19 protein-coding genes and 1 pseudogene are annotated in these 20164 nt (G+C 52.0%); 15 read left to right on the forward strand and 5 right to left on the reverse strand.

The window, feature by feature from the left end; all coding sequences use genetic code 11:
• Positions 1-2: 2 nt before the first annotated feature.
• From HU718_RS20455 to HU718_RS20480, 6 genes are read left to right on the forward strand one after another with little or no spacing between them, the layout of a single operon-like run.
• Positions 3-638 carry a class I SAM-dependent methyltransferase gene (locus tag HU718_RS20455; RefSeq protein WP_102902326.1) on the forward strand — a complete coding sequence of 212 codons (636 nt, stop codon included), beginning with the start codon at positions 3-5 and terminating at the stop codon, positions 636-638.
• Positions 635-1300 (forward strand): acetyltransferase, encoded by a 666-nt coding sequence (locus HU718_RS20460; RefSeq protein ID WP_102902325.1) that lies wholly within the window; start codon positions 635-637, stop codon positions 1298-1300. The genes HU718_RS20455 and HU718_RS20460 overlap by 4 nt, the downstream gene beginning before the upstream one ends.
• The gene (locus tag HU718_RS20465; protein WP_186615818.1) at positions 1297-2223 is read left to right on the forward strand and encodes a glycoside hydrolase family protein; all 927 of its coding nucleotides are present in this window, start codon (positions 1297-1299) and stop codon (positions 2221-2223) included. The genes HU718_RS20460 and HU718_RS20465 overlap by 4 nt, the downstream gene beginning before the upstream one ends.
• On the forward strand, positions 2223-2597 hold the full coding sequence (locus HU718_RS20470; protein WP_110720593.1) for an EamA family transporter: 375 nt from the start codon (positions 2223-2225) through the stop codon (positions 2595-2597). Before HU718_RS20465 ends, HU718_RS20470 begins: the two co-directional genes overlap by 1 nt.
• A 32-nt stretch (positions 2598-2629) precedes the next feature.
• On the forward strand, positions 2630-3757 hold the full coding sequence (rffA, locus tag HU718_RS20475; RefSeq protein WP_150731404.1) for a dTDP-4-amino-4,6-dideoxygalactose transaminase: 1128 nt from the start codon (positions 2630-2632) through the stop codon (positions 3755-3757).
• Positions 3751-5319: a hypothetical protein gene (locus HU718_RS20480; protein WP_186615816.1), complete on the forward strand. Its 1569-nt coding sequence runs from the start codon at positions 3751-3753 to the stop codon at positions 5317-5319. The genes rffA and HU718_RS20480 overlap by 7 nt, the downstream gene beginning before the upstream one ends.
• Before the next feature lie 78 nt (positions 5320-5397).
• On the opposite strand, the gene HU718_RS20485 is transcribed toward HU718_RS20480, so the two are convergent.
• Both HU718_RS20485 and HU718_RS20490 read right to left on the reverse strand, forming a co-directional pair.
• Positions 5398-5610, reverse strand: coding sequence for a hypothetical protein (locus HU718_RS20485; protein WP_095121094.1), 213 nt, complete (start codon positions 5608-5610; stop codon positions 5398-5400).
• Between the two features lie 118 nt (positions 5611-5728).
• Positions 5729-6229, reverse strand: coding sequence for an Lrp/AsnC family transcriptional regulator (locus HU718_RS20490; RefSeq protein WP_093433799.1), 501 nt, complete (start codon positions 6227-6229; stop codon positions 5729-5731).
• A gap of 119 nt (positions 6230-6348) precedes the next feature.
• Here HU718_RS20490 and HU718_RS20495 point away from each other — a divergent pair, with 119 nt between their 5' ends.
• The 3 genes from HU718_RS20495 (at position 6349) to HU718_RS20505 (ending at position 10029) form a co-directional block, all read left to right on the forward strand.
• Positions 6349-7383 (forward strand): histone deacetylase family protein, encoded by a 1035-nt coding sequence (locus HU718_RS20495; RefSeq protein WP_186615814.1) that lies wholly within the window; start codon positions 6349-6351, stop codon positions 7381-7383.
• Between the two features lie 50 nt (positions 7384-7433).
• Positions 7434-8486, forward strand: coding sequence for an ornithine cyclodeaminase (gene ocd / locus HU718_RS20500; RefSeq protein ID WP_186615811.1), 1053 nt, complete (start codon positions 7434-7436; stop codon positions 8484-8486).
• Between the two features lie 127 nt (positions 8487-8613).
• The gene (locus HU718_RS20505) at positions 8614-10029 is read left to right on the forward strand and encodes an amino acid permease (RefSeq protein ID WP_186615809.1); all 1416 of its coding nucleotides are present in this window, start codon (positions 8614-8616) and stop codon (positions 10027-10029) included.
• An 87-nt stretch (positions 10030-10116) separates the two neighbouring features.
• Here HU718_RS20505 and HU718_RS20510 read toward each other — a convergent pair whose 3' ends face one another.
• A complete protein-coding gene (locus HU718_RS20510) occupies positions 10117-10479 on the reverse strand; it encodes a DUF6124 family protein (RefSeq protein ID WP_186615807.1) in 363 nt (120 codons plus the stop codon).
• A gap of 588 nt (positions 10480-11067) precedes the next feature.
• Between HU718_RS20510 and HU718_RS20515 the strand changes: the two genes are divergently transcribed.
• The 4 genes and pseudogenes from HU718_RS20515 (at position 11068) to HU718_RS20525 (ending at position 15690) form a co-directional block, all read left to right on the forward strand.
• Complete coding sequence (locus HU718_RS20515; RefSeq protein ID WP_186615805.1) at positions 11068-12738, forward strand: P-loop NTPase fold protein; 1671 nt, start codon at positions 11068-11070, stop codon at positions 12736-12738.
• A 222-nt stretch (positions 12739-12960) separates the two neighbouring features.
• Positions 12961-13665 carry a hypothetical protein gene (locus tag HU718_RS20520; RefSeq protein WP_186615803.1) on the forward strand — a complete coding sequence of 235 codons (705 nt, stop codon included), beginning with the start codon at positions 12961-12963 and terminating at the stop codon, positions 13663-13665.
• A gap of 646 nt (positions 13666-14311) precedes the next feature.
• Positions 14312-14525 (forward strand): annotated as a pseudogene (locus tag HU718_RS29690) (hypothetical protein).
• 286 nt (positions 14526-14811) lie between these two features.
• Positions 14812-15690, forward strand: coding sequence for a hypothetical protein (locus tag HU718_RS20525; RefSeq protein WP_186615801.1), 879 nt, complete (start codon positions 14812-14814; stop codon positions 15688-15690).
• A 279-nt stretch (positions 15691-15969) separates the two neighbouring features.
• Here the strand turns inward: HU718_RS20525 and HU718_RS20530 are convergent, their stop codons facing one another.
• Positions 15970-17106 carry a glycine-rich domain-containing protein gene (locus tag HU718_RS20530; protein WP_186615799.1) on the reverse strand — a complete coding sequence of 379 codons (1137 nt, stop codon included), beginning with the start codon at positions 17104-17106 and terminating at the stop codon, positions 15970-15972.
• A 391-nt stretch (positions 17107-17497) separates the two neighbouring features.
• Here HU718_RS20530 and dusA point away from each other — a divergent pair, with 391 nt between their 5' ends.
• The gene (gene dusA, locus HU718_RS20535) at positions 17498-18484 is read left to right on the forward strand and encodes a tRNA dihydrouridine(20/20a) synthase DusA (protein ID WP_186615796.1); all 987 of its coding nucleotides are present in this window, start codon (positions 17498-17500) and stop codon (positions 18482-18484) included.
• Positions 18485-18559: 75 nt separating this feature from the next.
• The gene (locus tag HU718_RS20540; RefSeq protein WP_186615867.1) at positions 18560-18931 is read left to right on the forward strand and encodes a DUF2388 domain-containing protein; all 372 of its coding nucleotides are present in this window, start codon (positions 18560-18562) and stop codon (positions 18929-18931) included.
• Here the strand turns inward: HU718_RS20540 and HU718_RS20545 are convergent, their stop codons facing one another.
• Entirely contained in the window at positions 18932-19765 is an 834-nt protein-coding gene (locus HU718_RS20545) for an undecaprenyl-diphosphate phosphatase (protein WP_095114324.1), read from the reverse strand.
• Positions 19766-20164: the final 399 nt, after the last annotated feature.

Raw genomic sequence — 20164 nt, forward strand, 5'->3', positions numbered from 1 at the left:
TTATGCAAAGCGATAAAACAACTCTGCTGGGAGAAGTAGCAAGCTACTACTCGGAGAAACTCGCCTTGCATGGCGACACGCCGCGGGGTGTTGACTGGAACGGCGAGCAAGGCCAATCCCTGCGCTTTGAGCAACTTTGCAAAATCATCGACAGTACGCAGGCATTTTCTGTGTGTGACCTTGGCTGCGGATATGGCGCGCTGGTCGACTATCTGAAAAGCACTGCCCGGACGTTCAACTACCTGGGCGTGGATGTTTCTCAGGAAATGGTAGCGTCGGCGAACCAACGCTATTCGGGCTGCACCGAGACACGATTCATTTGCGCCTCGTCGCCCGACAGTGTTTCGGACTACAGCGTTGCCAGCGGCATCTTCAATGTTCGCCTCGGTCGTTCCGATGAGGAATGGCTGGCTTATCTGGAAGACACCCTTGATACGCTGGACAGGAGCAGTCGTCTGGGCTTTTCTTTCAACTGCCTGACTTCTTACTCGGATGAAGAAAAAAAGCGCCCGGATTTGTACTACGCCGATCCTTGCCTGATATTCGATCTGTGCAAACGTCGTTACTCGCGACAGGTCGCCCTGTTGCATGATTACGGATTGTACGAGTTCACTATTTTGGTGAGGAAGACCGGATGAAAACGAAACTGGTAATCTTTGGCTCCGGCGACATTGCACAGCTGGCACATTTTTACTTCAGCACCGACTCCGATTATGAAGTTGTCGCGTTTACCGTAGACAGCGATTATATCGACGAGACCGTTTTTTGCGGATTACCGGTTGTGCCGTTCGAGACCATCAACCAGCAATACCCGGTCGACAGTCACCACATCTTCATTGCCTTGAGTTATTCAAAGCTCAATGCTGTAAGAAAGGAAAAATACCTGGCGGCTCGACACTTGGGCTATACCTTGGCCAGCTATATCAGCAGTCACGCCACGGTATTGAATGAAGGTCGAATCGGCGACAACTGCTTCATACTCGAAGACAATACCATTCAGCCTTTTGTGACCATCGGCAACAATGTCACTTTGTGGAGCGGCAATCACATCGGCCATCACTCCACGATCCAGGATCATACGTTCATCGCTTCTCATGTCGTGATTTCCGGCGGAGTCAATATCGGTGAACAATGCTTTATCGGCGTCAACGCCACCCTGCGCGACCATATAACGATAGAAGCCAAATGCGTGGTCGGTGCCGGGACTTTGCTGCTGTCGGACGCCGAACCGGAAGGCGTATACATAGGGACCGCCACTGAACGCTCCAGAGTTCCAAGCAGCAAACTGAGAAAGCTATGAAGTCGACCTGGAAAAAACTCGGCCAGTTATTTACGGTCGAGGGTGAACCCCGCCATCCCAAGCTTACCTCCCATGCGGCCAATCCGTTGCCCGTACATTTATACGATGACGTCTTTCGGGTCTTTTTCAGTAGCCGAGATTGCACCAACCGCTCTTCCGTGGGTGCGGTAGACATTGATATCGAGCAACGCAAAATCATCAAGGAACATCCGCAGCCGTTTTTTGAACACGGTCCACAAGGCAGTTTTTTTGCTGACGGTGTCAGTATCGGTAACTGCTACACCGTGAACGGCGTGCGCTATATGCTTTTCATGGGATGGCAAGCGCCAAGTGACCAGCACTGGAGAGGTGACATCGGGCGTCTGGTGGTCAGTGCCGATGCCAGCACCCTGACACTCGCCAGCCAGACCCCCTTCATGAGCGCCGACGCACACGACCCTGTCAGCCTGTCCTACCCGTGGGTGGAGGACGATGGTCGCGGCGGTTATGACATGTGGTATGGCTCGACCCGGACCTGGGATGCCGGGAACGGTGAAATGGTCCATGTCATCAACTCGGCACACTCCATCGATGGCGAGCGCTGGCAACGGACCGGGCTTGCAGTGCCGTTCGAAATCAATGTTGCCCAGGCTTTCTCACGTCCCACTGTTGCCAAAAACCCACTGGGCGGCCTGGAGATGTGGTTCTCCTACCGCAGCGGCGCCGGAGAAAGTTACCGGATCGGCTATGCAACCACCGATGCAGGCAAACAGTGGAGGCTGGCACTGGAGGAAACAGGTATTGGTGTTTCTACGCAAGGCTGGGATTCGGAAATGATCGAATACCCGTTCGTGTTTGATCATAAAGGCAACAGATACATGCTCTACAACGGAAACGGATATGGCAAAACCGGCTTTGGTCTTGCCATTCTGGAGAGACACTAATGGCTCGCCTGTTCGACTACACCTATATTTTGGCGACCATTTTATTCACTGTTTACGGACAACTCATCCTTAAATGGAGAATTGGCAAATATGGTGCGCTACCAGCGGATCCAATTGCCAAGTTAAAGTTTCTGTTTTACTTGTTTCTTGACCCGCTCATTATTTCCGGCTTCTTTGCAGGTTTTTTGGCATCGCTCGCATGGATGGCGGCCATGACCAAATTTGAGCTCAGTCATGCCTATCCCTTCATGAGTCTCAACTTCGTTATTGTATTGCTGCTCAGTGGCTGGCTACTCAGCGAGCCCATGACTCTCCAAAAATCAATCGGCGTCGCCCTCATTATTGCGGGAACGATTGTGGCTGCACGTGGCTAATCAAGTAATCGTCGATTCAACGGACAATTAAAATGACTCAGCGTATTCCCTTCAATTGGCCACACATGACCGGCAAAGAGCTCTACTACATTGCCGAGTCCCACTTCAATGGACGCCTGGCCGGCGACGGTCCGTTCACCAAGCGCTGCCATAACTGGCTCGAAGAAAGAACCGGCTGCAACAAGGCATTGTTGACTCACTCATGTACAGCAGCGCTGGAAATTTCGGCACTGTTACTCGATATCGAGCCGGGCGATGAAATCATCATGCCCTCTTATACCTTCGTGTCGACGGCCAACGCTTTTGTTCTCAGAGGTGGCGTACCGGTTTTTGTCGATATCCGTGAAGACACACTCAATATCAATGAAGCCCTGATCGAGTCGGCCATCACCTCTCGAACCAAAGCCATCGTACCTGTGCACTATGCCGGCGTCGCTTGCGAAATGGACAGCATCATGGCGCTTGCACGGCGCTACAACCTCAAAGTTGTGGAAGATGCCGCGCAAGGCGTAATGGCCACCTATAAAGGTCGGGCGCTGGGAAGTATCGGCGACTTGGGGGCCTACAGCTTCCATGAAACGAAAAATGTCATTTCCGGGGAAGGCGGCGCCCTGCTCGTGAATGATCCCGCAATGGCGCTGCGCGCTGAAATAATCAGAGAAAAGGGAACGGATCGAAACCGCTTCTTCAGAGGCGAAGTCGATAAATACACCTGGCAGGAAGTGGGTTCCTCTTTCCTCCCGGGCGAGTTGATTGCCGCGTTTCTCTGGGCCCAACTCGAAGAAGCGGATCGAATCACCCAAACGCGCCTGGCAAGCTGGAACAGATACCACGAAGCACTTGCGCCTCTCGAAGCCAAAGGCATTCTTCGGCGCCCCATCATTCCTGAAGATTGCCAACACAACGCTCACATGTACTACGTATTGCTGGCGGAAGACATCGACCGACAAACCGTCTTGAATACGTTCAAAAGTCAGGAAATCAGCTCCGTCTTTCATTACATCCCGCTGCATTCGTCCCCGGCCGGGCAACGGTATGGCCGAGTGCATGGTGATATGAAAGTCACCGACTTCCAGTCCGAGCGCCTGGTACGCCTGCCTCTCTGGGTCGGCATCACTGAAGAGCAACAAAACCGGGTAGTCGAGATTCTTGCATGCTGAACCGCTGGACACTTCCAGGCCAACAAGCGCTTTGCTGGCTTGCCGTCATATTCGCTGTAGGTTTTCCCCGCATCATGGTGTTAGGCGATTTGCCCTCAACGGATGAGGGTGTTTTCGCCTATTTTTCACAGATCATGTTTTCCAGCGTCGCTTCCGGATCCGGACTGCCGGATACCGGCACATTGATGCTCTACCCCATGCTTGTATCCTGGATATTTGACCTGCCCTTCAACCACTTCTTTTTACTGCGCATCACAGATCTGATCGCAGCGATCACAGCGGGTGTACTTTTTTACAGAATCATCGAAAAAGAATCTCAAAGCCATTTGGCAGCGGCGTTGATATCGATCATTTTCCTATTCACGATGAATCAACCGCTATTTATCCAGTCAGGTTTCAAAAACAGCATTTACGCGGCATACATCCCGCTGTTCATTGCATTACTCTGGTCTCGCACCGCTGAACAAGGCGCTCGAACCTGGCTGTGGATCGGTGCATTGGGTGCTGTGTCGATTCTGCTGCGGGAAACCTTCATACCCTTTGTTGTATTGGGGGCCGCGTCTGTCCTCGTTTCTCGTGGCTGGAAGACATTCTTTCGATTTTCGTTCGGCGTCGTTCTGGGAGGCGTCGTTCTGACGGCAGCGGCACTGATTTTACGTGGCGGGTTTCAATCTTTCGTCGATGGCTATGTAAACGCTGGCGACTTCTACACCTCAATGAAAGATCAAATAACGTCGCTACTCATCGCAAACGGTACGCTCGCGGCGAAGCAAAGTGTCATTGCACTGTGGATGACTGGCCTGGCCGTCGCCGGACTGCTTGGCCACATTATTTACAATCGCCGATTTGATGTTCTGAAACGCCTGTTGTTCTGGATAAGCGTCGCTACCGTACCGCTGCTGGAGCCCCTGTCAAAAATCGGCTTCCCTTATCACTTCAGTGTTTGCCTGCCAGGACTGGCCGGCCTTTGCGCGCTGTCGTGGGAGCAACTGGTCAGCCCTCACTCCAAGGCTGTAAAAGCAGCAGCAGTGGCAGCGCTTATCGCAGTATGCGCAACCTTGCTCCAGAGCAAAGTTCCGCCGTTGCTGAACGCCTTCGCAGCCAATAAAGAAAATCTGCGGGGTTTCACCAGCAACACCTGGCGTCCAGAGGCCATTGCTCAATCCAACTATCTGTTAGCCGCCGATGCCATCGCCAAAGTCGCGCCTGCTCACGGAACACTGGGTATCAGCGGTTTCATGTTTTCACTCTTTCCCCTCACGGGATTACTGCCTTCCAGCTACGAATCCAGTCACTTGAGCGCGATGGTCATAAAGTACGGACTGGATGAATCAGCTTTCAAAAACGCACTGGCGGCCTGTCCTCCGGATATCGTCATGACGACTACCAGAACTGACTTTCCCGGCTCGGACATCATTGCCAACGCGATTGAACACTCTGGTCTCTACACTGCAGTCACGACCATTCCAGTCTCCCCCGAGAAGTCATACGGAACATTTGCCGGCACTGTTTACAAAAGAACCGGCCAGAGCAATGTGCCGCGCTCATCCTCTTGCCTATAAGGCATATAGGCTTTCTGCAAGCACTGCCTGAGAAGGCATCGAAACGTAAAAAGGGCGCCCCCGGGGCGCCCTTTCCATTCAGTCATCATGCAACATCCCGGAACTGTACTGATTGAGACTGCTGCCGATACTGTTGCCACCAAACTTCAAGGTATTGGCGTTGTGCCCCTCCGGCGACTGACAGTCGCTGGAGAAACAACTGGTAGTGGTCAAACCACCCGCTCCGGAACAGGCACTCAACACCGATACTGCAGCAGCAATCAACAGCACTTTGACGACATTAAGGCGCATGGCACGACTCCCCTCGGGATGAACAGCGACGATCTTGTCTCAGCAGACTAGGCCTGCTTCGCACGCGGCAAGATGAAACTTTGCTGATCGACAGCAGCGGTTCAGCATCGACTGCCCGCTAATCCTTGCCCGGTTTGGGTATCGCAATCCGGCTACCGGTCTTGACCTCACGCAATGCCAGGCTGGACTGAATGGAGGCAATCCCCACCTGACGCCTGAGCACCTGCTCGATGAAATCGCTGTAGCTATCAAGATCCTCCGCCAACACCTGCAACACATAATCGGCATCGCCGGTGATCTTGTGGCAGGCCACCACCTGCGGCAATTGCGCAATCACCGCTTCGAAAGCGTCCGGCGCGTGGTCGGCGTGGGTGGAAAAACGAATGTGCACGAACGCCATGATATCCAGCCCGAGCATTCGCCGATCAAGGTTGGCCTGATAGCCCTTGATCACCCCCGCCTCCTCCATGCGCTTGCGCCGTCGCCAGCACGGCGTAAGGCTCAGCGACAGCCGCTCACTGAGTTCAGCGTTGGAAATACTGGCGTCTTCCTGCAACAACTCGAGAATCGCCAGGTCGGTCTCGTCGAGGCTGATGCGCTTGGATATTTTTTTCTGCATGACGCCATTCCTGAGTAAAAACGCCCGAATAATCCACTGAACTACGAAAACAAAGCAAAGAAAGCGCAGCCCAGCCGGAACAGAATATTTGCACTGGCTAACAATAACGGATGCGCAGAATGTTTACAGTTTTCAGTGATTCCCACCGTTTGCACCACGGCACCGAATTGAAAGACGGCGTGCTCAAACCCTCATTCGAGCAACCAAGTCGGGCCGATACCGTGCACAACCGGGTCAAACAGGTCGGCCTCGGGCAGATCGTCGAACCGCGCGCGTTTGACCGCTCGTGCTACGTCAACGCGCACAGCGAGCGCTACGTCAGTTTTCTCGAAAGTGCCTGGGGCGAATGGTGCGCAACCGGTCGCACCCACGACGCCTTGCCACTGGTGTGGCCAGTGCGCGATCTGGCCGGCGAAGAGGTGCCAACGTTCATCGACGGCAAGCTCGGCTTCTATGCCATGGACGCCGGTTCGCCGATTACCGCGACGACCTGGCAAGCGGTGAAAACCAGCGCCGACATCGCCCTCACTGGCCTGGCCCTGCTCGATGAAGGCCACGACAGCGCCTTCGCCCTGTGCCGCCCGCCCGGCCATCACGCCGCGCGCGAATACATGGGCGGTTATTGCTACCTCAACAACGCCGCGATTGCCGCGCAGCAAGCCATCACCCAGGGCGCCAAACGTGTCGCGGTGCTCGACGTCGACTTCCATCACGGCAACGGCACGCAGAACATTTTTTACCAGCGCAGCGACGTCATGTTCGTCTCGTTGCACGGCGAACCGGCGGTGTCCTATCCGTACTTCTCGGGCTACAGCCACGAAGTCGGCGCGGGTGTCGGCGAGGGTTACAACCTCAACTATCCCCTGCCGAAAAATACCACCTGGGAGAGCTATCGCAACGCCCTGCTCCACGCCTGCAAAAAGCTCCAGCAGTTCGCGCCTGAAGTACTGGTGATTTCCCTCGGTGTCGACACGTTCAAGGACGACCCCATCAGCCACTTTCTGCTGGAAAGCGAGGACTTCATCGGCATCGGTGAACTGATCGCCAGCGTCGGCTGCCCGACCCTGTTCGTCATGGAGGGCGGCTACATGGTCGATGAAATCGGCATCAATGCCGTCAACGTGCTGCACGGTTTCGAGAGCAAACGCAGCTGAGCCAGCCCGCGCTCTACAACCTTTCAATGACTGGATCGGAGAATAAGACCATGACGCTTTTTATTGACGTCGATGATGCTGCACGCCTGTTCACCCAAGTCGGCATCCGCCGCGCCATTCGCGAAATGGCCGGCTACATCGAAGCGGACTACGCACGCTGGGCGCAGTTTGATAAATCGCCGCGCACGGCCAATCACTCGGCAGACGGTGTGATCGAGTTGATGCCCACCGACGATGGCCAGCAGTACTCATTCAAATACGTGAATGGCCACCCGAACAACGGCCAGCAGAATTTGCTCACGGTCATGGCTTTCGGTCTTCTGGCGGATGTGCAAAGTGGCTATCCGACGCTGCTCAGCGAACTGACCTTGACCACCGCCGTGCGCACCGCAGCCACCTCCGCGCTGGTGGCGCAATCGCTGGCTCGCCCGGGTGCGACCTCGATGGCCCTGATCGGCAACGGTGCGCAAAGTGAATTTCAGGCGCTGGCCTTTCACGAAATGTTGGGCATCAATGAAATCCGCATTTTCGATATTGATCGCGACGCTTCGCTCAAGTTGAAACACAACCTCGCGGCGTTCCCGGACATCGAAGTGATTCTGGCCAGCTCGGTGAAGGACGCGGTCAAGGGCGCGGACATCGTCACCACGGTCACCGCCGACAAAGCCTACGCAACCATTCTGACGCCGGAGATGATCGAGCCCGGCATGCACATCAATGCGGTCGGCGGTGACTGCCCGGGTAAAACCGAACTGCACGCCGACATCCTGCGCAACGCTCGGGTCATCGTCGAGTTCGAGCCGCAAACGCGCATTGAAGGCGACATTCAGCAACTGGAAGCCGATTCCCCGGTGATCGAGTTTTTCCGCATTGTGCTGGGCGAAGTGGCCGGACGCGAAAACGATGCGCAGGTGACGGTGTTCGATTCGGTAGGTTTTGCCCTGGAAGACTTTTCCTCACTGCGCTACTTGAAAGACCTGGCTCAGGCACAGCAAATCGGCCAGCGCATCCACCTGGTGCCGACACCGGCCAACATCAAAAACCTCTTCCAACTGCTCGATCCGCAACCGGCCAAGGCCTCGCGTCTGCGCACCGTCAGTTGATCGGTAATGACTGCCCCCAATGCACAGGGGGCGATTCACCTTGTGATCAGCCGCTGCACCTCTAACAAGAACGCTCGACACCTACTTTCTGCCAAAACTCAAAAACATAAAATCAAGAGGTTTTGCAATGAAATCGACCCCTTCCGGGCTGCCTGAACAGCCCGCGCTGCAGCGCACGCTCAGCAATCGTCACATCCAGTTAATGGCCATGGGCGGCGCCATCGGCACCGGCCTGTTCATGGGCTCCGGAAAGATAATCGCCCTCTCCGGAACGTCGATCATCCTCATCTACATGATCATCGGCCTGTTCGTGTTTTTCGTCATGCGCGCCATGGGCGAAATGCTCCTGTCCAACCTCAACTTCAAAACCTTCGCCGACTTCGCCGGCGCCTACCTCGGCCCGCGCGCGGCATTCTTCCTCGGCTGGTCGTACTGGCTGAGCTGGAGCGTGGCGGTGATCGGCGACGCCGTCGTGGTCGGCGGCTTCTTCCAGTACTGGTTCCCCGACGTACCGGCGTGGATACCCGCCGTCGGCATGCTGGCGACCTTGTTCGCACTCAACGTGCTGACCGTCAGGCTGTTCGGTGAAGTGGAATTCTGGTTCGCGATCATCAAGATCATCGCCGTCGTAACCCTGATCGGCGTCAGCACCGTGCTGATTGCCAGCTCGTTCGTCTCACCCAGCGGCGTCACCGCGTCCCTGAGTCACCTGGTGGACAAACAGGCCGCGTTCCCCAACGGCTTGTTCGGCTTCTTCGCCGGATTTCAAATGGCGATCTTCTCCTTCGCCGGCACCGAGCTGATCGGCACCGCCGCCGCCGAAACCCGATCGCCGGAGAAAACCCTGCCCAAAGCGATCAACTCGATTCCGCTGCGGATCATCCTGTTCTACGTCCTCGCGCTGACCTGCATTATTGCCGTGACCTCGTGGCAGCAGGTCTCTCCGGTCAAAAGCCCCTTTGTCGAACTGTTCCTCGTCGCCGGATTTCCCGCAGCGGCCGGTATCGTCAACTTCGTGGTCCTGACCTCAGCGGCCTCGTCGGCCAACAGCGGCGTGTTCTCATCGAGCCGCATGCTGTTCGGGCTGGCCAACCAGGACAACGCGCCCGGCCTATTCCGCCGACTGTCGAGCAACAGCGTGCCGCTGCTGAGTCTGGCGTTCACCACGCTGTTGATGCTGGTCGGCGTGCTGGTGCTGTTCATCGTGCCGGAAGTCATGACCGCGTTCACCATCGTCTCCACCGTGTCGGCGATTCTGGTGATCTTCACCTGGTCGACCATCCTCGCGTCTTACATCGCCTACCGGAAAAAACGCCCGGATCTGCACGCGAAGTCGGCTTACAAGATGCCCGGCGGCGTGCCGATGGCTTGGTTCTCGTTGGCGTTTTTGGGGTTTGTGCTGGGGTTGCTGGCGTTGCGGCCTGACACGCGGATTGCATTGATGGTGATGCCGGGGTGGTTTGTTTGGTTGGCGATTGCTTATCAGTTGACGCGGTTGAGGAAGCCTAAATCTGCGGTTGAGTCGGCGGGTCAGTTTGGTTAGATCTGCGAGTGAAAGCCGTCACCTTAAAGTGACGGCTTTTTTGTTATCCGTGAACGAGCATTTCACCTGCCCATGGCGGGACAGGCTTCACGCCTTCACCTCAACGTTATCCAACGCCTGATTCACCGCCAACTCACCCAACATCACCACCTGCGCAATGCCCAGCGCGGTTTTGCGGTGCGAGGGGTCGAGCACTGCGGCGAAGTTGTTGAGCATTTCCGAGGCAGAACTCAGCGTCTCACTGGCATTGGCCAATAGGGATTCCGAGTCGTACTTTGGGTTGGCGAGGTACATGCGCTCGGGCTCGTTGACGCTGGCCATAATGTGGCCGGCGGGAAGGAGGTAGTGATCGAGCGCGCGCTCGGCGGCTTCGTGGAGTTTTTTGGGGTTGAGGGATTCGTAGGGGGATGCGGGGTCGGTTTCTGGTGGGTTGGGCGTTACTTTGAACATAGATGGAACCTCTAGCGCGATTACTAAAAGAAGCCATCACCCACGCTACCAAACGATGGGTGGCGGCCATACGCGGGTTGGTAGACCGGTCGCACTAGAACCCGGCGCCCACGAATGGGCCCCACGCATGACCACCATGAAATCCGAGTCCTGGGAAAGCGACTGAATTTGGTGATGCGATGCATCTAGACACGAAGCGGGCTACCAAACCCGATCACTGGGTTTCAGTGATGTGGGGACGATAGAGCGTGCGGGCTAGACGTACAAGCCGGGGGATTCTGTCTTAGCTGTAGGGGGTGGCGCAAGGGAGTGTAGGCTTAGGACTGCAGTAGCAGGCTTCATTTAAACAGACACGTTTTTTCCGTTTGGAAAGGCTTTTCTGGCACGCTGATTGATCCAAATATTGTGCAACAGCACAGAGAGCACGGCGTTCTTTTCAAGCGCTGCCGTTCGGCCCTAGATCGGATTGGGGAGAATGCAGGGTTTAGCGCGCATGAAAGCAAAGGAATAGGATTAGTTATTTATCCAAACTCAAAACACTGCGATTTAAAATACAGCGACAATCTTCAGGCTAAGGAAAAGTAAAACATGCAAAGCTCTTATCAAAAAGCTCAAGAAACCCTGCTAAAACTACTAAACAATCATTCCTATAAGGTCATTGCTCTTACCGGAAAATGGGGAACAGGAAAGACCCACTTATGGAATGTGGTCAAGCAACAGCTTTCTGCAATTCAAGCCCCTCAACCAATATTTATATCGATATTTGGAGCCAAAACATCTAACGACTTAAAGCTCAGACTACTTCAAAGCGGTTCACTTAAAGATGACAACAAGTACAAAGATTTTATTAGCGCTGGAGGAAAATTACTCAAAGGAGTAGTTGGAAAATTCGTACCAGGACTTGCAGTTGAAGAAATAGTACTTTTAAGCCTGCCAAAACTGCTAGGTGGGCGACTAGTGGTAATTGACGATGTTGAGCGAAAGCACAAAACCTTAGACATTGATGAGATCCTAGGCTTTATAAACGAATACTCCGAAACTTATAATACCCGATTCCTTTTACTATTAAACACAGACAAACTGGAAGACGAAGTAATCTGGAGAAAACTTCATGAAAAGGTTATTGATATCGAGCTTCAACTTCAACCAGAATCGTCCGAAGCATTTGATCTGGCAAGTATTGATTCAAATTTCAATTATTTGAAATGTGTTCGTGAAGCTACAACCTCGTTAGGAATCACTAACATAAGAATAATAAAAAGAATAATAAGAGTTCATTCAGAGCTATTAGAAGGCCAGGACACACTTAAAGAATACGTACAAAAAAGAATCATCCCTGGCACAGTATTACTGACAGCAATACACTATCGAGGTATAGCGTCAGACATCACCAGCGAATATTTCCTACAGCACAATTCATTCAGCAAAATATTGTCACGCGCTCACCGCACTGCCGATGAACTCAAGTGGGACGATGTTATTAACAAGCTCGATATCTCATCATGTAATGACTATGATTTCGTAGTTCAAGACTATCTACAAACTGGAGTTCTCAATAAAGAAAGACTAGACAGAATTATAAACAAATATCAAACAGACCTTGCAAGAAACGAAGTGCACGAAAGAGTTAGGTTCTTTTTTGAGTCGCACTACTGGGACCCTCTATTTGACAACGCGAAAGCTTTAGAACTTGCCGAAGATTTTTTTCTCCATACTGAAGCATTAACTGGAAATCAAGTAAGTGGAGTCGCCGACATTCTTACTGAACTTGGAGAAATCAACCTATCGGAAAAACTAATTAATCGATGGATTGAAATAAATGAACCTCTAATCGACCCCAATGACTCAGATGAATTTAACATGGGTCGTTCACTACACCCTGCCATCGAAGCGCTTAATACTCGAATTAGAGAGCAACAGTATCCTCCACTCACATTGGAGGAGGCTATCGAAAGGGTCAGAAGCAACTCAGGCTGGGGAGACAGAGAAAACATTTGCTTTCAGAATTCCACTCAAACACAGTATGAAGAAACGCTTAAAACTCTGCGGGGAAGCGCGTTAGCCAAATTCATTACCGAGAATTTCTCTTTGCTACGAACCATAGGTCTTAGCGATTCATTTCAACATGGTATCAACAACTTCAAAGAGGCTAGCACGAGCATAATCCGGACTATGCCAGAAAGTCGCTTGGCTATCATGTTGAAACGTGAGTTTGAGAAGAATAATATCGTGCTAAAAATAAGCGAAGAACCAAGATAAACAAACCCTCCCAGCCTGTCTTTCTTTGAAACGCATTAGATAGGCTGTAACCCCCCAAGCGCCGGGGCTACAACCAGATGAAGGCGATGTGTGGGATTTTATAGCCCTAAGCGATGGATTATGCATTCGCATATTCGGTTAGCCGATGTTATCTTATTAGACACGAAGCAAATACGATAGACATTCTCGATACTTATAACAGCCACAGCCGAGACAAGACTAATGGATGACTACCGCCACATCAGGGAAATCAAGCAAGCTGCGCCGTACATCGCTGTATATGCGACATTCTGGGGCTGTACATATTTATTCGGATTCTGGTCATCTTTCAATATAAATCCATTTCAATACATTAGCACTTCAGAAATCATTACCCACGTAGTTAAAGTTCTATACCAGCCCTTCATAATGGTGTTATTTATTCTATTAATTGAAGGGTTATTTTTCTCAAAAGAAGAAGAACTGGATCAAACTAACGAACTGAAAGACTTTCGCAGCAGAATAATCATGGTAACAGTAATTGCAGGCGCGGCACTTTACTTCGCGGCTTCCAGTGAAGCCTTATACGCTGCAGCAATAAGCGTCATCATGACTTTGGTCAGGCCTTTGTCATATGCAGATATATTTAAATCCTCGTTTAGCTCCAAGCCAATCCGAACTGCAATGGCAGCTTTGACAATATCAATTCCTTTATTCTCTGTCCTTTCCGCACACACAGAAGCAAGAAACATTATAAACAACAAAGGCAGTTTAAATATGATTCGAAGGCCATCAGAAACTTGCGTAAAAGGGTGTATATTGATAGGCAAAATAGGTGAGTACTTTTCTGTTCGAGGAGCTAACGGCAAAACAATAATGTTAAAAACAGAAGAAATGAAAACTTTTGAAATCTATGAGGGCACCGAAAAACCGTTGCACAAACAATAAATCGCAAACCACAACATACAATCAACTGGACCAACGAGGAGTTAGCCTGCTTTCGCAAAACCATCACTCGCTACCACAAAAGCAAAACCATTAAACCGCAATTTTATTTAGGTGTTAGTTAAAGTTACAGCCTTAAGTTTACCCATTAGCTCTTGAGATAAGTTGGCGTTATTTACGAATGCCTCCACATCGGTAAGGCTTGGCGTAAGCCCTGGTACGTGAGTGTGCGCAGCCAGCTGAGTGTTCATGACCTGTACTAAGTCGATGAGATCGCACAGCGAAATTAGGGGCCAGAAATTAGGGGCCAGACCACAATATTCAGTCGATTTGTCTCGCCTGAGTTGCGAGCAAGAGCACGTAGTAACGACGCGTAAGCCTCCGTCCTATCCCAATCCTGATAAACTCCCCTACCTTCGCCCCTCTGATTCAGATTCCCCCAATGCCTCTACAACCCGCCCCACTCTCCCGCCGCTTCTCCGTCGCCCCGATGATGGATTGGGCATAGGCGTCCCCGTGCACCCCGATCTGCCTAGCTAATCCCGAGAAGGCTCGTTGCTTTGTAGCAATTTCTAAGCATGCAGCAAGTACAGCCGACAAAGGGCACTACCGGTACTATGCTCGTTCTTTTACGAAAGGAGTCGATGCTATGGCAGACGAGTATTCGTTATCGGATGTGCTCGAACGGATGTACCAGAATCAGCTCGGTCTGGAAGCAGCCTTGATGGAGCTAACGCTTCATGCTGAACAGCAAGGATTGGCCGAACGGAGAAAACGTCCGAGGTGCCTTATGGGTGATTGGCGAGAATGCAGGGTACATTAAGCAGGGGTTGGCCAAGCTGAAAGGTAAGGAGGCGAGCTAGATCCAGCTTTCCCCAGCCAACTTCAGATCAACCGGGAAGTAGCCTCGACTTTTGCGCGTAACGCGGACCGCAATCGTCTTCGCTCCGCTGTTCACTGCGAGCGCTCATCCGTCATGTGAGTCGTTCATGGCGACCAGGTTTGCTGCTTGCTATGGCACGTTCCAGTAGTATGAACACATAGATATCTTTTCATCCAAAAGCTGCACAATTTGCATGAAATATGCGAACGTAATCACCCTACCAACAAACCGTATATGACATATTATTTTCTGCGAGTAGCTTTAGTATGGAAAATCACTATTTAATAATTGACGAATCAGGGGCCAAAGGTTATTCAAAAAACCCGGAGAAATACGATGGCGAATTTGGCGCAATGGCGGGATTCCTGATGTCAAGTGAGCATTATGAATATTGCAAAGACAGATTTGAAAGTACCATACCTCCTAAGAATGATAATGGAAAGCGCCATATAACTGACTTTCCTTTTGATATGCAGCAATCGATTCGAGATCATATCTTCGACATATTCGAAAAAGAAAGAATACAGTGGATTTATGAAGCCATTTTTGTTCAAGGACTTTACGAATCAGAGTTTTTGGAGAGCAGGGGCGGAAGTAAAAACAAAAAAGAATCATTACATGCCAAATTATTTATGGGGCTAATGATAAAAGTTATCGCTAGCCTGAACGACTTCCGCGACAAAGAAATTGAATTAACAATTATTTCCGACCAAATAGACACTGGCGTAGTAAGAATATTAAAACAAGAAATTATTCCTTACCTTTCTCTAATACACGGACAACCAATAGAGAGCAAATTCACCATCTTTGATCATAAAACAAAGAAGGTCAAAAAATACGTCCTAAAGTCGTCAATGACCCACCAGAAAAACACCCAAAAATACTTAAGCATTAACATTAATCTTGTCTGCGAAGATTCAGCAATGACATTCTTCGCAGATATTCTTTCTAACAGCGCACATTACTATATAAAGAAAAATTATGAAAACTATCGAATCGTAAAACTCAACTCTAAACAAGCCATTGCTGGACACCCTCTCATTCCGCTCCTAATGCACGCTTACGATGCGCGTGACGAAAGCTTCTTATGGCCTAGCGACATTCTGTATCGGCGAAACAAAGACCAGCCTGGTGTTGAGCTATAGATATTGTACTCCTGCCAAGCAACCCCAAATTTCCCTTTTCCTCGATAGCTGCCTTCAGCGGATAGCAGCTATCTATCCACTTGGCGACTACTTCGTATCGTTAGGGATTCGAACCCGTTCCGGCTCATCCGCAGGCCGCTAAAGGCCAGCAAATAGTGGGTGCGCAACATTTAGCTGCGGTGCTGAACGGCCTACCGCGGCCCTGAATCTGCCCTAAATTTGCCCTAACTAGCGGGTTAGCTACCGCCGAAAATATCGTTATGCAACGCTCACAAAATATCAAGCATCACCAATCCGAATTTCAACGGGCAATCGGGCAAATTCAAAATCACCAGACAAAATCCTCAAGCACCAAACGCCTGCTATGTTTGCTCGGAACTGCACAGCTATAGAATAAGTGAGATTGGCAACGAGCCTCTCAGTTCCCTTCGTCACATTCAGCGGTAGTCGGAAGATTTCATACCCATTTGGATCGTCTACGACGATATAAAAGGTGAGTTGCAAACCCAATGGCAAATAGCCCAAAGAAAAGATTACCGCGGTCGGCCAGCAGACGTCAGCAGGAAGTGCAGGATACTTCCAGAACTCCCCGGCGCCACCCAGAACGTTAAGCAGCGAGTTCGTAGGATGTATTACTTCCGCTATTACAATTGCGCAAACATTCAACCCTGACTCAATGTCCGTTGAGTTGGCCTCCCGAGCTGTTGGAGGAAGCGCAAATCCTGGCGACCCTCTTTTTCCACCCTTAGCTATGATTGACCTAACTGTTTTTCCATCGGGCGTTATGAAATGTATCTCTGAGTCTTCTCCATTCTCAGCATGTTCGCCAGGATAACGTTGAGAAGCCCCCCCTCTTCCAACGACTAGCTTGACGGACAATGGCCCGTTATCAGATTCAAGCTCGCTCATGGAGAACTTCGCAACGAACCTATCCCCTCCACCTCCACCTTCGCCCCCCACCGCATTTTCATTTTCCGAACCGGCTCCCCCACCGCCTGCACCAGGGTGCTCGGCATTGGGCAATTTATAATCGAAAAGGCTAAGGTCTATCGGATCACCATAATAATGCGTATCCCCTCCTTTTCCTCCGCCCCCTCCTCTAGCGTTCGTACCGATAGCTCCTCCACCGCCTCCCCCTGCAGCCCGCGAATTTCCGCCTGCCCCTCCAAGCCCCAATACTGAGTCAGCTATCGTGATGATGTGCTCGGATGCAATCAATGCTTCGTTTGCCATCTCAGAGTTCAGTATCCAACCTTGACCGCCTATTGCATCGAACTCGTTGAGCTGTTCCTGCTTCCAAGTTTTGAGTAACTCAGGTGGAAACGCGGCCGCTCTATTTGGTTGATCGATCTCCCATGCGTGCTCCAGACAGAGTATTAAAAGGTTGCTTGAAGACCGATTTTCTTGCTCGGTCATGTTCTCATCCCATCGCTCACCACCCTCGCTACGAGCACAGATATGGGCAACATTGGAATTCAAAGATCGCTCACCTGTTTCAGGATCAACTTTATAAAGCGGGCGCCGGCAAGATGGGTAGGCGCACCTAAATGCGTTTGCATACAGTGCTTTCACTGTCGCTGGAGATGGTGGGCGATGTTCTTTCGGCATTGCGAGCTTCCTTCAAGATGTTGTCTGATCTTAGGCCAACTTTTCACCAGGCAAATAGGGACAAGACCACAATCTTCAGTCGATCCGTCTCGCCTCATCAGTGAGCAAGAGCACGTAGTAACGACGCGTAAGCCTCCTTCCTCCTATCCCAATCCTGATAAACTCTCCCACCTTCGCCCCTCTGATCCAGATTCCCCCAATGCCTCTACAACCCGCCCCACTCTCCCGCCGCTTCTCCGTCGCCCCGATGATGGATTGGACTGACCGCCATTGCCGTTTCTTCCTACGCCTCCTATCGAAGAACGCTCTGCTCTACACCGAAATGGTCACCACCGGCGCGCTGCTCAACGGCGATCACGAACGCTTTCTCCGTCACAACGAAGCCGAGCACCCTCTCGCTCTGCAGCTCGGCGGTAGCGTTCCGCTCGATCTGGCCGCCTGCGCGCGTATGGCCCAGGAGCACGGTTACGACGAGGTCAACCTGAACGTCGGCTGCCCAAGCGATCGTGTGCAAAACAACATGATCGGTGCGTGCCTGATGGGTCACCCGCAGTTAGTGGCAGATTGTGTGAAGGCGATGCAAGACGCGGTGACAATCCCGGTGACGGTAAAGCATCGCATCGGCATCAACGGTCGGGACAGTTACGCGGAGCTGTGCGATTTCGTCGGCACTGTTCGCGATGCCGGATGCACCAGTTTTACCGTGCATGCGCGGATTGCGATTCTGGAGGGGTTGTCGCCGAAGGAGAATCGTGACATTCCGCCGTTGCGCTATGACGTGGCGGCGCAGCTGAAGGCGGATTTTCCGGCGTTGGAGATTGTGCTGAATGGCGGGATCAAGACGATGGAGGCTTGCCACGAGCATTTGCAGACGTTTGACGGTGTGATGTTGGGGCGTGAGGCTTATCACAATCCGTATTTGCTGGCGGAGGTGGATCAGCAGTTGTTCGGCAGTTCGGCGCCGGTGATCAGTCGGGCTGAGGCGTTGGCGCAGTTGCGTCCTTATATAGCCGAGCATTTGCTCGCCGGTGGGGCGATGCATCACATCACGCGGCATGTGCTGGGCCTGGGCACGGGGTTCCCGGGGGCGCGAAAATTCCGTCAGTTGTTGTCGGTGGATATTCACAAGGCCACGGATCCGCTGGCGTTGCTGGATCAGGCGGCTGAGTTGCTTGAAGGTCGTTGATTGATGGTTTGAGTGTGCGGGCGACGCATGAGCGTTGCCCGTTGTTTTGTTGTACTGACAGGATGTCTTTTGTTTATGCCCGCGTTTACTTTTTCTGCTTTCAAGCGTTTCACCCTCCTCGCTTTGTTCAGCTTCACTTCCGACGTTTATGCGCATTGCGATGGCTTTTGTATGGGCCGGACCGATACGCCGTGGGAGGTGACGCAGTTTTCCGGCTTCACTTTGGTGTCTTTAATCCTTGCACCTATTTCGTCTAGCCAGGAAACGACCGACAGTCACAAGCGTGTTTACTCTGCTGAAGAACAGGAAGACGCGCGACTCTATCTCGCCAGCGACGGCATGCTGCAGGCCGCGTATTTCACCTCGGCCTTGCAGCGCTATCGCCTGGAGTCGCCGGATTCGGCGCTAAACGATCTCGCCGTTGCGGCGTTGATCAGCGCTCAGTGATCAGGCGGCCGCTGCTGCGGTCCAGTTGACCCAGCCAAACAGCCACGTCGCCAGAATCAACAAACCAAACGCGATCCGGTACCAGGCGAACGCGGCGTAGCTGTGGTTGGCAATAAACTTCAGCAAGCCACGCACGGCGATCATGGCGAATATGAAGGCAGTGACGAAGCCGAGGGCGAAGACTGGCAGGTCGTTTGGCTGGAACAGGTCGCGGTATTTGTAGCCGGAGTACACGGCGGCGCCGACCATGGTGGGCATGGCGAGGAAGAACGAGAACTCGGTGGCGGCTTTGCGCGACAGGCCGAAGAGCAGACCGCCGATGATGGTCGAGCCGGAACGTGAGGTGCCGGGAATCATCGCCAGGCATTGTACGAATCCGACTTTCAGTGCGTGAGACCAGCGCATGTCGTCGACGTGTTCGACGCTGATCACATGGCTGCGCTGTTCGGCCCACAACATGATGATACCGCCGACGACCAGTGCCACGGCGACGGTGATCGGGTTGAACAGGTATTCGTGGATCGCATCGGCGAACAACACGCCCAGGACCACGGCGGGCAGAAAGGCAATCAGCAAGTTGAGGGTGAAACGCTGGGCATTACGTTCAGTGGGCAGGCCTTTGACGATTTCGAAGATCTTCGGTCGAAACTCCCAAACGACGGCAAGGATGGCACCCAGTTGAATAATGATGTTGAAGGCCATGGCGCGTTCGCCGCCGAATTCCAGCAGGTCGGCGACGATGATCTGGTGGCCGGTACTCGAGATCGGCAAGAACTCGGTCAGGCCTTCTACCGCACCTAATATCAACACCTGGAAAAGGGTCCAGAAATCCATTAATCCTCCGTCAGAGCGCTCTTGATGAGCGACCGGGTAATAACACTCAGGGGTTGAGTATCTGCAGTGAGACCATTGACATACATAAACGCAAAAGTTCATCAGCCACAAAGATTACGTCTTATTAAAAGACACACTCAAGCCATGTTAGTAATCGTCGGCCGACGAACTACGCAGAAAATATTTAGGCCTTTCTGCAGAAAAAAGTTGCTCGGACAATAAAGTGTGATCAATATCACATTATGCAGAGATGGCCAGACAGTGGCAGATGGACATAGACAAAGCCATCGCAATAAGCTCAAAATAGTGGCACCATTGCATATCGCCACCATCTAAGCAGTAGTTCACCCCTCCGAGAAAATCAACTAAAAGCTTGAAAAGCTTAATTATTGTTAGAAA

It is taken from the genome of Pseudomonas tensinigenes, from assembly GCF_014268445.2.
Lineage (GTDB): Bacteria > Pseudomonadota > Gammaproteobacteria > Pseudomonadales > Pseudomonadaceae > Aquipseudomonas > Aquipseudomonas tensinigenes.